General features: G+C 71.5%; 10 protein-coding genes. 3 read left to right on the forward strand and 7 right to left on the reverse strand.

Going from position 1 to position 14,046, the window contains the following annotated elements; genetic code table 11:
• The first annotated feature begins 95 nt into the window (after window positions 1-95).
• Window positions 96-2,543 (forward strand): DNA gyrase/topoisomerase IV subunit A, encoded by a 2,448-nt coding sequence (locus tag IQ279_RS20290; protein ID WP_206350253.1) that lies wholly within the window; start codon window positions 96-98, stop codon window positions 2,541-2,543.
• A gap of 75 nt (window positions 2,544-2,618) precedes the next feature.
• Here IQ279_RS20290 and IQ279_RS20295 read toward each other — a convergent pair whose 3' ends face one another.
• Entirely contained in the window at window positions 2,619-3,683 is a 1,065-nt protein-coding gene (locus tag IQ279_RS20295; RefSeq protein ID WP_206350319.1) for a CobW family GTP-binding protein, read from the reverse strand.
• 193 nt (window positions 3,684-3,876) lie between these two features.
• Here IQ279_RS20295 and IQ279_RS20300 point away from each other — a divergent pair, with 193 nt between their 5' ends.
• Window positions 3,877-4,788: a ferredoxin family protein gene (locus IQ279_RS20300; protein WP_206350254.1), complete on the forward strand. Its 912-nt coding sequence runs from the start codon at window positions 3,877-3,879 to the stop codon at window positions 4,786-4,788.
• A gap of 56 nt (window positions 4,789-4,844) precedes the next feature.
• Here IQ279_RS20300 and IQ279_RS20305 read toward each other — a convergent pair whose 3' ends face one another.
• Together IQ279_RS20305 and IQ279_RS20310 are read right to left on the reverse strand one after the other, a co-directional pair.
• A complete protein-coding gene (locus tag IQ279_RS20305) occupies window positions 4,845-5,312 on the reverse strand; it encodes a DUF485 domain-containing protein (protein WP_206350255.1) in 468 nt (155 codons plus the stop codon).
• A 219-nt stretch (window positions 5,313-5,531) separates the two neighbouring features.
• Window positions 5,532-7,634, reverse strand: a complete 2,103-nt coding sequence (locus IQ279_RS20310; RefSeq protein WP_206350321.1) for a DNA gyrase/topoisomerase IV subunit B — start codon at window positions 7,632-7,634, stop codon at window positions 5,532-5,534.
• Window positions 7,635-8,105: 471 nt separating this feature from the next.
• Between IQ279_RS20310 and IQ279_RS20315 the strand changes: the two genes are divergently transcribed.
• A complete protein-coding gene (locus tag IQ279_RS20315; protein WP_093662696.1) occupies window positions 8,106-8,336 on the forward strand; it encodes a DUF7455 domain-containing protein in 231 nt (76 codons plus the stop codon).
• 355 nt (window positions 8,337-8,691) lie between these two features.
• Here IQ279_RS20315 and IQ279_RS20320 read toward each other — a convergent pair whose 3' ends face one another.
• The 4 genes from IQ279_RS20320 to IQ279_RS20335 all read right to left on the reverse strand — a co-directional run bounded on the left by IQ279_RS20320 (window position 8,692) and on the right by IQ279_RS20335 (window position 13,886).
• On the reverse strand, window positions 8,692-10,266 hold the full coding sequence (locus IQ279_RS20320) for an RNA polymerase sigma factor (RefSeq protein WP_206350256.1): 1,575 nt from the start codon (window positions 10,264-10,266) through the stop codon (window positions 8,692-8,694).
• A 377-nt stretch (window positions 10,267-10,643) separates the two neighbouring features.
• Entirely contained in the window at window positions 10,644-11,681 is a 1,038-nt protein-coding gene (locus IQ279_RS20325; protein ID WP_307792449.1) for a FadR/GntR family transcriptional regulator, read from the reverse strand.
• A 212-nt stretch (window positions 11,682-11,893) separates the two neighbouring features.
• Window positions 11,894-12,661, reverse strand: coding sequence for an NUDIX hydrolase (locus IQ279_RS20330; RefSeq protein ID WP_206350258.1), 768 nt, complete (start codon window positions 12,659-12,661; stop codon window positions 11,894-11,896).
• Between the two features lie 55 nt (window positions 12,662-12,716).
• Window positions 12,717-13,886 carry a DUF4192 domain-containing protein gene (locus IQ279_RS20335; protein ID WP_206350259.1) on the reverse strand — a complete coding sequence of 390 codons (1,170 nt, stop codon included), beginning with the start codon at window positions 13,884-13,886 and terminating at the stop codon, window positions 12,717-12,719.
• Between the last annotated feature and the right edge of the window lie 160 nt (window positions 13,887-14,046).

Below are 14,046 nucleotides of genomic sequence, written 5' to 3' on the forward strand. Positions count from 1 at the left end.
TGTCGGTGCCGAGGTCCACAATGGTGCCCGTCCGTCCCCATGCCCCGGCACGGGGACACACAGTCCGCAGTAAGCAAGAAGGAGTCGCAGCCGCGATGGCCCGCCGCAGCACGAAGACCCCGCCGTCCGGGGGAGAGTTCGAGGAGCGCGTCCTCGACATCGACGTCGTCGACGAGATGCAGGGCTCCTTCCTGGAGTACGCCTACTCGGTCATCTACTCGCGCGCCCTGCCCGACGCACGCGACGGGCTCAAGCCGGTCCACCGGCGGATCCTCTATCAGATGCACGAGATGGGGCTGCGGCCGGAGCGCGGCTACGTCAAGTGCGCCCGCGTCGTCGGCGAGGTGATGGGCAAGCTCCACCCGCACGGCGACAGCGCCATCTACGACGCGCTGGTGCGCCTGGCCCAGCCCTTCTCCATGCGGCTGCCGCTGGTGGACGGGCACGGCAACTTCGGCTCGCTGGGCAACGACGACCCGCCCGCCGCCATGCGCTACACCGAGTGCCGCTCCGCCCCGGCGGCCGGGCTGATGGTCGAGTCGATCGACGAGGACACCGTCGACTTCGCGCCCAACTACGACGGCAGCGAGTCCGAGCCGTCCGTGCTGCCCTCGGCCTACCCGAACCTGCTGGTCAACGGCGCCTCCGGCATCGCGGTCGGCATGGCCACCAACATGCCCCCGCACAACCTGGGCGAGGTGATCGCCGCCGCCCGGCACCTGATCAAGCACCCCGGCGCGGACCTGGAGACGCTGATGCGTTTCGTGCCGGGCCCGGACCTGCCCACCGGCGGCCGGATCGTCGGGCTGCAGGGGGTCAAGGACGCCTATGCCAAGGGGCGCGGCACCTTCAAGATCCGCGCCACGGTCTCGGTGGAGAACGTCACCGCGCGCCGCAAGGGCCTGGTCGTCACCGAACTGCCCTTCAACGTCGGCCCCGAGAAGGTCATCTCCAAGATCAAGGACCTGGTCAACGGCAAGAAGATCCAGGGTATCGCCGACGTCAAGGACCTCACCGACCGCGAGCACGGGCTGCGGCTGGTCATCGAGATCAAGAACGGCTTCAACCCCGAAGCCGTGCTGGAGCAGCTCTACAAGCTGACGCCGATGGAGGAGTCCTTCGGCATCAACAACGTCGCCCTGGTCGACGGCCAGCCGCTGACCCTGGGCCTGAAGGAGCTGCTGGAGGTCTACGTCGACCACCGCTTCACCGTGGTGCGGCGGCGCAGCGAGTTCCGGCGCGGCAAGCGTCGCGACCGGCTGCACCTGGTCGAGGGCCTGCTGGTGGCGCTGGTCGACATCGACGAGGTCATCCGGATCATCCGCTCCAGCGAGAACGCCGCGCAGGCCAAGGAGTCGCTGATCGAGCGGTTCGGCCTGTCCGAGGTGCAGACGCAGTACATCCTCGACACCCCGCTGCGCAGGCTGACGAAGTTCGACCGCATCGAGCTGGAGTCCGAGCGCGACCGGCTGAACGCCGAGATCGAGGAGCTGACCCGCATCCTGGAGTCCGACGCGGAGCTGCGCAGGCTGGTCTCCTCGGAGCTGTCCGCGGTCGCCAGGAAGTACGGCACCCCGCGCCGCACCGAGCTGCTGTCCTCGGCGGACGTTCCGGCGGCGGCCGTTCCGCTCCAGGTGGCGGACGACCCGTGCCGGGTGCTGCTGTCCTCCACAGGGCTGCTGGCCCGCACCGCGGGCGGCGAGCCGGCCCTCGACTCCTCCGCCAAGCGCCGCAAGCACGACGTGGTCGTCTCGGCCGTCCCCGCGACGGCCCGGGGCGAGGTGGGGGCGGTGACCTCCGCGGGGCGCCTGCTGCGGATCTCGGTCATCGACCTGCCTCAGCTTCCGGAGAACTCCGCGCCGAACCTGGCGGGCGGGGCCCGGTTCACGGAGTTCCTCTCCCTGAAGGACGGCGAGGATCTGGTGTGCCTCACCACCCTGGACGAGTCCTCGCCGGGGCTGGCGCTGGGCACGGAGCAGGGCGTGGTCAAACGGGTGGTGCCCGACTATCCGTCCAACAAGGGCGAGTTGGAGGTCATCTCCCTCAAGGAGGGCGACCGGATCGTCGGCGCGGTGGAGCTGCGCACCGGCGAGGAGGACCTGGTCTTCGTCACCGACGAGGCGCAGCTGCTGCGCTTCCCCGCCGGGCAGGTCAGGCCGCAGGGACGCCCCGCCGGCGGCGTGGCGGGCGTCAAACTGGGCCAGGGAGCGAAGGTGATCTCCTTCACCGCCGTCGACCCGGCCGCCGACGCGATGGTCTTCACCGTCGCGGGATCGAGCGGCACGCTGGCCGACGAGGTGAGCACGGCCAAGCTGACGCCGTTTGACCAGTACCCCCGCAAGGGCCGGGCCACGGGCGGGGTGCGCTGCCAGCGCTTCCTCAAGGGCGAGGACCACCTGACCTTCGCCTGGGCCGGCGCCACTCCCGCCCGCGCGGCGGACGCCAAGGGCTCCCCGGTGGACCTGCCGGAGCCGGACCCGCGCCGCGACGGCTCGGGCACCCCGCTGGCCAAGCCGGTCTCGGTGGTCGCCGGGCCGGTGTGACACCCCGGTGCGGCGGCCGGTGCGGCGGTCCGGTCCGGCCGCCGCACCGCCGGGGCGTTTCGTGAGGCGGCACGCTCAGGGCCGTACGTAGCGCAGGACGCCCCACATGCTGTCGGGGCTCGCCTCCCGCGGTGAGCCGGTGGCCGTGCAGGAGGCCAGCTCCTCGCGCACCGCACCGGCGTCGATGCCGGAGCCGATCAGCACAAGCTGTGTCAGACGCGGCTCGCCGTTCTCCCACGGGCCGGGATTGAAGCGCAGAAAGCGGCCGACCGCGTGCAGCCCGTACTTCTCCCGGTGGCCGGGCACACCGAAGTTGACGAAGCCCTTGATCCGGTACAGGCCGTCGGGCCTGCCGTCCAGGAACTCCATCAGCCTGCGCGGGTCCACCGGCTCGCCGGTGGTGAACTCCACGCTCTGGTAGGCGGCGTGGAGGTGCGCGTCGTGCCCTTCGTGTCCGTCGCCGCATCCGTGCCCGCCCTCGCGGAGCTCGGCCCACACATCCTCGAAGGAGAGCTGACGCACGCCCTGTGCCCCGTCGTCGCGGGGGCGCGGGTCGAAGAGCAGCTCCGGGTCGACGCGCCCGTGGGAGACGGGGACGACGGGCACGCCCCGGCCGATCCCGCGCAGCCGGCCGGCCAGGGCGGACAGCTCCTTCTCCCCGGCCCGGTCCGCCTTGTTGAGCACCACCAGATCGGCCATCGCCACATGCCGTTCGAGCTCCGGGTGCCTGGTCCGGGTGGCCTCGAACTCCGCGGCGTCCACGACCTCCACCAGCCCGCCGTAGACGATGTTCTCCTCGTCGCTGGAGAGGATCATGCGGATCAGAGTCTCCGGCTCCGCCAGGCCACTGGCCTCCACCACGATGACGTCGATACGGGCCGAGGGACGCGCGAGGCGTTCCAGCATGGTGTCCAGGTCGCTGGTGTCGACGGCGCAGCACAGGCAGCCGTTGCCCAGGGAGATCATCGAGTCGACCTGCCCGGCCACCGACATGGCGTCGATCTCGATGCTGCCGAAGTCGTTGACGACCACGCCGATGCGGGTGCCGCCGCTGTGGGCGAGGAGGTGGTTGAGGACGGTGGTCTTCCCCGAACCGAGGAAGCCGGCGAGCACGACGACCGGGATCCGCTTCCTGACCAAGCTCACGCCTCCATCGTGCGGGTGGCAGCCGTACCGGAACGGCTGCCGATGGTAGCCGACGGCCTCCCTCCTCCCCGCCGCCGCCCGCGTGCCGAGGTCTGCCCCGGACCTGCGGGGATCTGCCGGGCTCCGCCTGGGCCGGCCGGCTTCCGCCGACGGGAATCCCCGGGCAGGAGCGGTTAGGCTCCCCTGTGTGAGTACCTGTTCGACCGCCTCCCGGGCGCTGGCCGAACCGCCGGCCGCCACCGCCGCGACCGCCCGGACATGGCTGCTGGTCGAGCAGCCCGGCCCGTGGGGGGCGAAGGCCCTCACCGACAGCCGTCTCGATCCGGTGCTCGGCCGTGCGCTGGAGCGTGCCGCCGCCGGCACCGGCGTACGGGTCGCGCTGATCCGCCGCCCCGGCCGCCGCCCCGACCTCCGCGGGCCCGCCCTCCGCCGCGTCTACCTCGCCCACACCGTCCCCGGCCGGTCCTGGGTGCGTACCGCCCGGCTCGCCGGCACGGACGAGCTGTACGGCCTGGACGCCGCCGCCATGGCCTCGCTCGGCGCGGGCGACCACGGCGGGCTGTGGGAGCCGTACGGCGGCGATCCCCTGGCCCTGGTGTGCACCAACGGCAGGCGCGACCGCTGCTGCGCCGTCCTGGGCCGCCCACTGGCCGCGGAGCTGGCGGGCGCCGACGCCTGCGAGGTGTGGGAGACCACCCACATCGGCGGCCACCGCTTCGCCCCCACCCTGCTGGTCCTGCCGTACGGCTACGCGTACGCCAGGCTGGGGGGCCACGCCGTCAAGGGCGTGCTGGACGAGCTGGGGCGCGGCCGGATCGTCACCGAAGGGTGCCGTGGCCGGTCCGCCTGGGAGCGGCCTGGCCAGGCCGCCGATCTGGCGGTGCGCGAGCTGACGGGCGAGGCGGGCGCCGACGCCCTGGCGGTCACCGGGAGCACGGGCGACGCCCCCCGGTGGAGCGTCACGGTGGCCCACTCCGACGGCCGCTCCTGGATCGTCACGGTCACCGAGGACACCGACGTCCCGCCCGTGGCCGCGAGCTGCGGCGCCGCGCCGTCCGTACAGCCCCGCGTGACGGCCGTTGACGTGACCCCGCTCTGACACCTCCGCACCGGGGCCCTGGAGTGGGCCCGGTGCGTGACCCGGCGGTGTGCGGGTCAGCGGGCCCGGCTGTGCCTGCCCGGGGCCGCCGGGCCCGCCGCCCGGGCCTCTCCACAGGCGCACCGGCGTTCCCCGGCGGTCCTCCCGCGTCCGTCGCGGTGCGGCCGTGTGTGCCGGGCGTACGCACAGGCCAGCAGGCAGACGGTGACGAACTGCGCGAACCCGGCTACCGTGCCCGCCGTGACGGGCGCGCCGCCCGGTGCCCGGTCCGTCACGGCGGGCGAGACGGTGGCGGTGACCAGATATGCGGACTGGCAGACGAGGAGGGCGGCGGCCGCGGACAGGACGAGGCAGCGCCGGCGGCGCGTTCCGCGGAGGGCCGCTGCGCGGGGGCGGGTGGGGCGGGCGGCGGGTGCGGCCGCCCTCCCGGAGGCCGGCCACCGGGGAAAGGGCGCCGCGGTGGCGCCGCGCTCCTCGCCCCAGCCTGAGGCGAGGGTGTCGTGCCAGGGGTCGTCGATCCGCATGTCCCAGGATGGGCAGGGCTGCGGGCCCGGCGGAGGAGGAATCCGGGCTCCTCACCCTTTCAGGGGAGGAGTCACCGGACCGGTTCCCGGCGGACCGGCCCGCCGGAGCCACAGGCCGCCGGGAACCGGACCCGGCCCGGAAGAACCCCGCCCCCGCCTCCGGACGGGCCGGAGGCGGGGGCGGGGCGAGGGCGGCCGAGGGCCCGGAGCGGCGCGGGGTCAGACGTCGATCCGGGAGCGGTCCAGCGTGGCCGCGGAGGTGGTGATGAACTCCTTGCGCGGCGCGACCTCGTTGCCCATCAGCAGGTCGAAGGTCTTCTCGGCGGCCTCCAGGTCGCTGATGTTGATGCGCCGCAGGGTGCGGTGGCGCGGGTCCATCGTCGTCTCCGCGAGCTGGTCCGCGTCCATCTCGCCCAGGCCCTTGTAGCGCTGGATGGAGTCCTTGAAGCGGATCCCCTTGCTCTGCAGCTCCAACAGGGTCTGGCGCAGCTCGTTGTCGGAGTAGGTGTAGATGTACTTCGCACGGCCCCGCCGGGGATTGATCAGCTCGATCCGGTGCAGCGGCGGCACCGCCGAGAAGACCCGGCCCTGCTCGACCATCGGCCTCATGTAGCGCTGGAAGAGCGTCAGCAGCAGACAGCGGATGTGCGCGCCGTCGACATCGGCGTCGGCCAGGAAGATGACCTTGCCGTAGCGGGCCTGGTCGATGTCGAACGTCCGACCGGAGCCCGCTCCTATGACCTGGATGATCGCGCCGCACTCGGCGTTCTTCAGCATGTCGGAGACAGACGACTTCTGGACGTTGAGGATCTTGCCGCGGATCGGCAGCAGGGCCTGGAACTCGGAGTTCCGGGCGAGCTTGGCGGTGCCGAGCGCCGAGTCGCCCTCGACGATGAACAGCTCGCTGCGCTCGACGTCGTCACTGCGGCAGTCGGCGAGCTTGGCCGGCAGGGCGGAGGACTCCAGCGCGGTCTTGCGGCGCTGGGCCTCCTTGTGCTGGCGGGCGGCGATGCGGGTGCGGGCCGCGGCCACGGCCTTCTCCAGCACCGAGCGGGCCTGCTGCCTGGCATCACGCTTGGTGGAGGTCAGAAACGCCTTGAGCTCCCTGGAGACCACCTGGGCGACGATCCGGGAGGCGGCCGAGGTGCCCAGCACCTCCTTGGTCTGCCCCTCGAACTGCGGCTCGGCCAGCCGTACGGTGACGACCGCCGTCATGCCCTCCAGCGCGTCGTCCTTGACGACGTCGTCCTCGGCGACGCGCAGCAGCTTGGCGGAGCGCAGCACCTCGTTCACCGTGCGGGTGACGGCACGCTCGAAACCGGCGACGTGGGTGCCGCCCTTGGGGGTGGCGATGATGTTGACGAACGACCTGACGGTGGTGTCGTACCCCGTCCCCCAGCGCAGCGCGACGTCCACGCCCAGCTCACGGGTGACCTCGGTGGGGATCATGTGGCCGCGCTCGTCCAGGACGGGGACGGTCTCCTTGAAGGCGCCCTGGCCCGTCAGCCGCAGCACGTCGCACAGCGGCCGGTCCGGAGCGAGGTACTCGCAGAACTCGCTGATGCCGCCGTCGTAGTGGAAGACCTCCCGCGCGGGCGGTGCGCCGTCGATCCCGCGCTCGTCGCGGACGACGATCGTCAGGCCGGGCACCAGGAAAGCGGTCTGGCGGGCACGTGCGTGCAGGTTCTCCAGGGAGAGCCGGGCGTCCCTGAGGAAGATCTGGCGGTCGGCCCAGTACCGCACCCGGGTGCCGGTGCGGGTCTTGGGGATCTTCCTGCTCTTGCGCAGTCCGCTCGTCGGGTCGAAGGGGGCGTCCGGGCCGGACTCGGTGAAGATGCCCGGGACACCGCGCCGGAAGCTGACGGAGTGCGTGCGGCCGTCGCGGTCGACCTCGACGTCGAGGCGGGCGGACAGGGCGTTGACGACGGATGCGCCCACGCCGTGCAGACCGCCGGAGGCCGCGTAGGAGCCGCCTCCGAACTTTCCGCCGGCGTGCAGCTTGGTCATCACGACCTCGACACCCGACAGGCCCGTCTTGGGCTCGACGTCGACGGGGATGCCGCGGCCGTTGTCCTGCACCTCGACGGAGCCGTCCTCCCGGAGGATCACCTCGATGTGGTCGCAGTGCCCTCCGAGGGCCTCGTCGACCGAGTTGTCGATGATCTCCCAGAGGCAGTGCATCAGGCCGCGGCTGTCGGTGGAGCCGATGTACATGCCGGGCCGCTTGCGCACCGCCTCCAGCCCCTCGAGGACGAGCAGGTGCCGCGCGGTGTAGTTGGAACCGTCACGGTCCGCGCCCGTGAGCAGGGCGGTGGACGGCATGGGGTTTCCCCTGCCGGAGGCCAGGGGAGTCTCGGCGGTCACGCGGTTCGCTCCTCGCTGAATTTCGCTGGGGATGGCTGTCTTGCGGGTCAGAGGGTACCGAGGCCATGGAGAGCCGAGGTGAAGCCACCCAGGAGAAGGCCCATGCTAGACCAGCGTCGACCAAGCGTTCGATAACTCGTCCGGGTGACGTGTACATCACGTTCCCTTCCGGGCATGAACCATCTAGGCTCCGGGCACGTCCTCTGGAACGACACCGGCGAGACCGGCGCCGGAGGAGACAACCGAACACACGACACGAAGACGGCAAAGATCAACACATCTCTGTAATCGGCTCATTCGCCGCCAACCGGCAACATGTCAGCCACCTCACACAGAGATTTTCGAGGAAAAGCCACGAGCGGGAACGTTTTCGGCCTGGTTGGATGTTGACCCTGGTACGACAGCTCGTCGAGCTAGAGAAGAGGCGACGTGACTACTGTTCTGACCCCCGCGAGCCCGCTGACGGCCGCTGACCGCTGCGACCGCTGCGGCGCCCAGGCATACCTGCGTGTTGTGCTCGTCAGCGGTGGAGAGCTGCTGTTCTGCGCCCACCACGGCCGCAAGTTCGAGCCGGAACTCAAGAAGATCGCTGCGGAGATACAGGACGAGACCGAGCGGCTCAACGCCACCCCCGCGACGGCGGGTGACGGCGAGCACTGATCTGCCGACCGGCGGCAAACGCGTCCCCATCCGACGAGCTCGGACCGGCCCAGGGCCGGACGTACGGGCGGTCTCCCCTCACGGGGTGGCCGCCCGTTTGCCGTACCCGGGCACGAGCGGGCACGGCGACGGTCGCCGGGCCCCATGGACCCCGGAGGCTCCCGCACGCCGTGAAACGGACGCACGGGGGCCTCCTCGGACGTACGATCGCCCCGCCTCACCCCAGGGTGAGCCATGCGGGCGACTTCCGCATCCGGAGGACCGTCCGCACCCGCGAGCAGCGCATGCCGGAGGGCCGGGACCCCGAGGCGGGGTCCCGGCCCTCCGGCATGCGCGGACGAGTCCGGTGAACGGGTCAGTCGAGGTAGTCCCGCAGGACCTGCGAACGGGAGGGGTGGCGCAGCTTCGACATCGTCTTGGACTCGATCTGGCGGATCCGCTCGCGGGTCACGCCGTAGACCTTGCCAATCTCGTCCAGCGTCTTGGGCTGGCCGTCGGTGAGGCCGAAGCGCATCGAGACCACGCCGGCCTCACGCTCGCTGAGCGTGTCGAGCACGGAGTGGAGCTGCTCCTGCAGCAGCGTGAAGCTGACCGCGTCGGCCGGGACGACCGCCTCGGAGTCCTCGATCAGATCGCCGAACTCGCTGTCGCCGTCCTCGCCCAGCGGAGTGTGCAGGGAGATCGGCTCGCGACCGTACTTCTGGACCTCGACGACCTTCTCCGGAGTCATGTCGAGCTCCTTGGCCAGCTCCTCCGGAGTGGGCTCGCGGCCCAGGTCCTGGAGCATCTGGCGCTGGACGCGCGCGAGCTTGTTGATCACCTCGACCATGTGCACCGGGATGCGGATGGTGCGCGCCTGGTCGGCCATGGCCCGGGTGATGGCCTGGCGGATCCACCAGGTGGCGTAGGTCGAGAACTTGTAACCCTTGGTGTAGTCGAACTTCTCCACCGCGCGGATCAGGCCCAGGTTGCCCTCCTGGATCAGGTCCAGGAAGAGCATGCCCCGGCCGGTGTAGCGCTTGGCCAGCGAGACCACCAGGCGGAGGTTGGCCTCCAGCAGGTGGTTCTTGGCCCGGCGGCCGTCCTCGGCGATGATCTCCAGCTCGCGCTTGAGCTTGGGGGCGATCTTGTCGCTGTTGGCGAGCTTGTCCTCGGCGAAGAGACCGGCCTCGATGCGTTTGGCCAGCTCGACCTCCTGCTCGGCGTTGAGCAGGGGGACCTTGCCGATCTGCTTGAGGTAGTCCTTGACCGGGTCAGCGGTGGCGCCCGCGGCGGCGACCTGCTGCGCGGGGGCGTCGTCCTCGTCCTCGTCGGACAGGACGAAGCCCTCGTTCTCGTTCTTGGGCTCCGCCGCGGAGTCCTCGGCCTTGCCGCCCTTGACCGGGGGCTCGTCGATGACGTCCTCGTCACCCTCGAGCAACTCGTCGACGTCCGACTTCTTCGCCGCGGTCTTCTTCGCCGCGGTCTTCTTGGCGGGCGCCTTCTTGGCCGCGGTCTTCTTGGCAGCGGCCTTCTTCGCCGGCGCCTTCCTGGCCGGCTTCGCCGCGGCCTCCTCGACGGCCCCCTCCGTGTCCTCGGCGGGGTCCTCGGGAGCGGTGGCCGGGGCGGCCTTCCTGGCGGTGGTCTTCTTCGCGGCGACCGTCTTGGTCGCGGTGCGCTTGGCCGGGGCCTTCGCTGCGACGCTCTTCCGGGTGCGCTTGGGGGCCTCCGCGGCACTCACCATCAGCGTCACACCCTCCTCGTCGAGGATCTGGTTGAGGCTGCGCAGGACGTTCTTCCACTGGGTCGGCGGAATCTGGTCGGCCTCGAAGGCCCGACGCACATCGTCGCCGGCGATCTGCCCCTCGGCCTTTCCCCGCTCAATGAGCGCCATCACAGACGCGGACTCGGCGATCTCCGCAGGGAGCGTACGGGATGTGCTGGCCGACACGAACAACCTCTCGGAACGATGGAAACGGCTTCGGCCCCGCCCACGAAGGGATCCGGGACCTGCAAGCCCCGGCGGGGATGACCGGCGGCTCGGGCGGAGCGACGGAGGAACTACAGCGCCGGATGCGGCGTCCGTATTCCCCCGGTAGCTGCCACCTCTTGAGTCATCGTGCTGCCACGCGAAGCGTTACGCCCAGCCGGAGTGTCCCGGGTCACACGACATAGAGGGACAGAAACACCCATACGGTGACTTACGCCCGGACCGCGCCCGGGACGGTCGGCACCGCGGGTGCGGGCGAGCCGGCCTCAAGGAGACGTCGCCGGATCCCGCTCGGCGGGATCCGGCGACACCGTGCGGGTGCGGCCGGTAGCCGGACGTCAGTGTTCGCGGGGCGCCGGCACCACATGATCGGCGGCTCCACCCGCCGGAGCCGTCTGGGCCTCGGACTGCTCGGCGGGCACGCCCGCGGCCGGAGCGGGCGCGCCGGGCACCGCGGGGACGGCCGCCTCGGAGGAGACCGCGAGCAACTGGCGGACCGCGTTCTCCGCAGCGGCCGCCTCACCGGAGGCGACGGCTTCGGCGATCCTGCGGTGGTGCGCCAGCGACTCCTCGGTGGGGCGCTCGCATCCGGCGGCGGGCGCCCCGGAGACCTGGAGGGCCGCGCCGACGATACCCGAGAGGTGCTCCAGCATCCGGTTGCCGGCGGCCTGCAGAAGCAGGGCGTGGAACTCGGCGTCGGCCCGGGAGAAGGTCAGGCTGTCGCCCTGGGCGAGCGTGTGGCCCATGATCTCGACCATGTCCGCGAGGCGCTGCTGCACCTCGTCCCGACTGCGGTCCGCGGCGAGGCGGGCTGCCAGCGGCTCGATGGCCCAGCGCAACTCGCACAGCTCGCGGCGCTGGTCGTCACGCTGCGGGCCGAAAGCACGCCACTCGATGATGTCGGGGTCCAGGAGGTTCCAGTCGCTGACCGGGCGGACCCGCGTTCCGACATTGGGGCGGGCACTGACCAGGCCCTTGGCCTCGAGAACCCGGAGCGACTCGCGGACGACGGTGCGCGACACCTCGAAGCGCTGACCGATCTCCTCCGGCACGAGGGGACGGTCGGCCCCGAGGTCTCCGGAGACGATCATCTGCCCGAGTTGCTGTACGAGTTGGCCGTGCAGTCCGCGTCCCCGGTTTCCGGCGGCACGTCGCCCGGCCCGGGCCATGTCCGCTTCACCGCCGTCCCACGCGGGGACGGTGGTGGTACGGGTCGCGCCGGTCGACTCCGCATAGGCGTAACGGTCCGGCCCGCCCGAACCCGTGAGGCCGGAGTCGGCGGAGCGAGCCGAGGTCATCATGGTGTGCGCAAGGGTAGTCACGCATCCTTTGTCGGCGGTGCTCCGGACGGCCTTGAGGGCTTTGGTGAAAAGCACACGAAAGGGTGATCAGCGGCCTCCTCGCGATTGACGCCTTATCGGAAAGAAACGGTCTTCCGACCGGGCACGTGCGGCAGACGGGGCAGCCCGCGGCGAAGCGGTATCGCCGGGGCCCGGATCCGCTGGTGAGAGCCGCGCCGGCTCCCCGGTGGGCCGGTCCGCGGGCCGAGCACCGCCCTGGAGGGGCGAGGATTCTCCTTCTCCTCTCCTCAGACATCCGGGCGCAGCATCGGTGGATTCAGCACCGTGGCGCCGCCGGCCCGGAACAACTGTGCGGGCCGACCACCCTGACGAGTCGTCGTACCGCCGGTGGGCACCAGGAAGCCGGGAGTGCCGGTGACCTTGCGGTGGAAGTTCCTCGGGTCGAGTGCGACCCCCCACACCGCTTCGTAGACCCGTCGCAGTTCTCCCACGGTGAACTCCGGTGGACAGAAGGCGGTGGCGAGCGAGGAGTACTCGATCTTCGACCGCGCCCGCTCCACTCCGTCCGCGAGGATCCTGGAATGGTCGAAGGCCAGCGGATCGGGCTGCCCGCCACTTCGGTCCGGGCCGTCCCCGCAAGGCTGCCCAGGGGGCAGCAGGCTGTCCACCGGTGCCCAGCGGACACTGTCGGCGTCGCCGCCGGCCGTGGGAGTGGGCAGATCGGGGGCCAGCACCAGGTGGGCGACGCTGACCACTCGCATCCGCGGGTCCCGTCCCGGATCGCCATAGGTGGCGAGTTGTTCGAGATGGGCGCCGGTGTGCCGGTCGTCCGGCCCCTGGACGTGCAGTCCGGTCTCCTCGGTGAGTTCGCGGGCGGCCGCGGCCCCGAGATCCTCTTCGATGCGCACGAACCCTCCGGGCAGCGCCCACCGCCCCTGGTAAGGAGACTCGCCCCGGCGTACGACCAGCGCGCACAGGGCATGCCTTCGCACGGTGAGCACGACCAGATCGACGGTGACGGCGAAGGGAGGGAAGGCCGACGGGTCGTAGGGCATGGCGTGATCATAGTCGTCTGCCTGACGATAAACAGAGGCTTGCGCCGCTCCCCCGTCAGCCTTGGACCGCCGAGGTGCCGAGACCGCGCGCGGCCCGCTGCCTCCGCAGGCACTGCCTCAGTGGTTCGGGGTCGAGCCCGCTGTTGCACGCTCCGTGGAGCAACCGCGCGAAGACGTATCCCGGATCCAGGTCAAGCGCCCGGCCCAGCGCCACACGCGCGCCCGGCTCGTCCCCACCGGACCAGGCGACCCATCCGGCAAGGGTGAGCGGTGCCGCGGCGTGCTCGGCGTAGGCCCCGACGCACCGCCTGGCCAGCGCCCTCCACAACCGCAGCGCGGGAACGGCGTCACCGCCCTCCATCCACTCCGCGGCCCAGTCCCGGGCGATCCGGTCCTGGAGACCGAGAATCACGGTGGCGGCCTCCTCATGGGTCAGGAGACGGTCGTCCCGGGCGTCGCCCCCGGCCATCCCCTCCTTCCGGGCCGCCGTCGGCGCGTTCCGGTAGCGATCGAGCAGCCGCCCGGCGAGCGCCAGGGTCTCGGCACGCACCGTCTCGCGGTCGGCCTCACCCAGCATCCGGGGCACCAGGGCCGCGCCCGCGGTGTCGAGGGCCTGCTCCTGCGGCCCGGCGGTCGGCGGCCCCAGCGGCACGAGCCTGGCCGTCATCTCCTTCAGGGTCCCTTCCACCCGCAGCCCGGCGTACGCGGCCGCGGCCGCGATGGCCGAGGTGCCGGGGACGCCCAGCGGTGTGCCCTCGGCGGGACAGCACCTGGCGTCGGGGCAGGAGTAGGACCAGTAGCGGCCGCCGGAGACGCACAGCGCCTCGTACACCGGCATGTCCAGCGCCCCGCAGGCGGTCCGCAGCCGCTGGGCGAGTGGCCGGAGCCGTTCCATGACGGCCCGGCCGCTCTCGCCGCCGGCCGGATCCTGGCACAGGAAGACGAGCGCCGCGTCGGGTCGGTCGCCTCGTGGGACGCCGCTGCCGCGCAGACAGTCGGCGAGCTGTTCGGCCAGCTCGGGCCACTCCCCTTCCCCAGCGGGAATGCCCACGCGGAGCCGGCCGCCGAAACGGCCGTTCGGGCCGTGGAGACCGACCAGGACGACAGAGTCGTCGGGGTGGTAGCCGAGCAGGTAGGGGAGGGAGTCGACCAGCTCGGCCGGACCGCGCAGGGTGACCTGGGCGGTGGCGGACGGCTGCCGGGTGGATTCGCTGTGCTGTGTCATGCCCCGACAGTGACGCGGACGGACGGGGCGGCGTGCGGCTCCGTCCACAGGCGGCTCCAACAGGCATATGCACCGATATACCGATGATCACATTGACTGCATGGGGGTCTGGTTATCCACAGGCGGTTCGCACGGTGTCGGTGTCATCGGGTTGCATGGA

Origin of the sequence: Streptomyces verrucosisporus, assembly GCF_017114865.1 — a bacterium.
GTDB lineage: Bacteria > Actinomycetota > Actinomycetes > Streptomycetales > Streptomycetaceae > Streptomyces > Streptomyces fenghuangensis.

Excerpts from the sequence above, each read along its gene's own strand:
- IQ279_RS20290 (WP_206350253.1), top strand. The coding sequence starts at position 96 with ATGGCCCGCCGCAGCACGAAGACCCCGCCGTCCGGGGGAGAGTTCGAG.
- IQ279_RS20305 (WP_206350255.1), bottom strand. The coding sequence starts at position 5,312 with ATGCGGATCGACGACCCCTGGCACGACACCCTCGCCTCAGGCTGGGGC.
- IQ279_RS20310 (WP_206350321.1), bottom strand. The coding sequence starts at position 7,634 with ATGCCGTCCACCGCCCTGCTCACGGGCGCGGACCGTGACGGTTCCAAC.
- IQ279_RS20330 (WP_206350258.1), bottom strand. The coding sequence starts at position 12,661 with ATGCCCTACGACCCGTCGGCCTTCCCTCCCTTCGCCGTCACCGTCGAT.
- IQ279_RS20335 (WP_206350259.1), bottom strand. The coding sequence starts at position 13,886 with ATGACACAGCACAGCGAATCCACCCGGCAGCCGTCCGCCACCGCCCAG.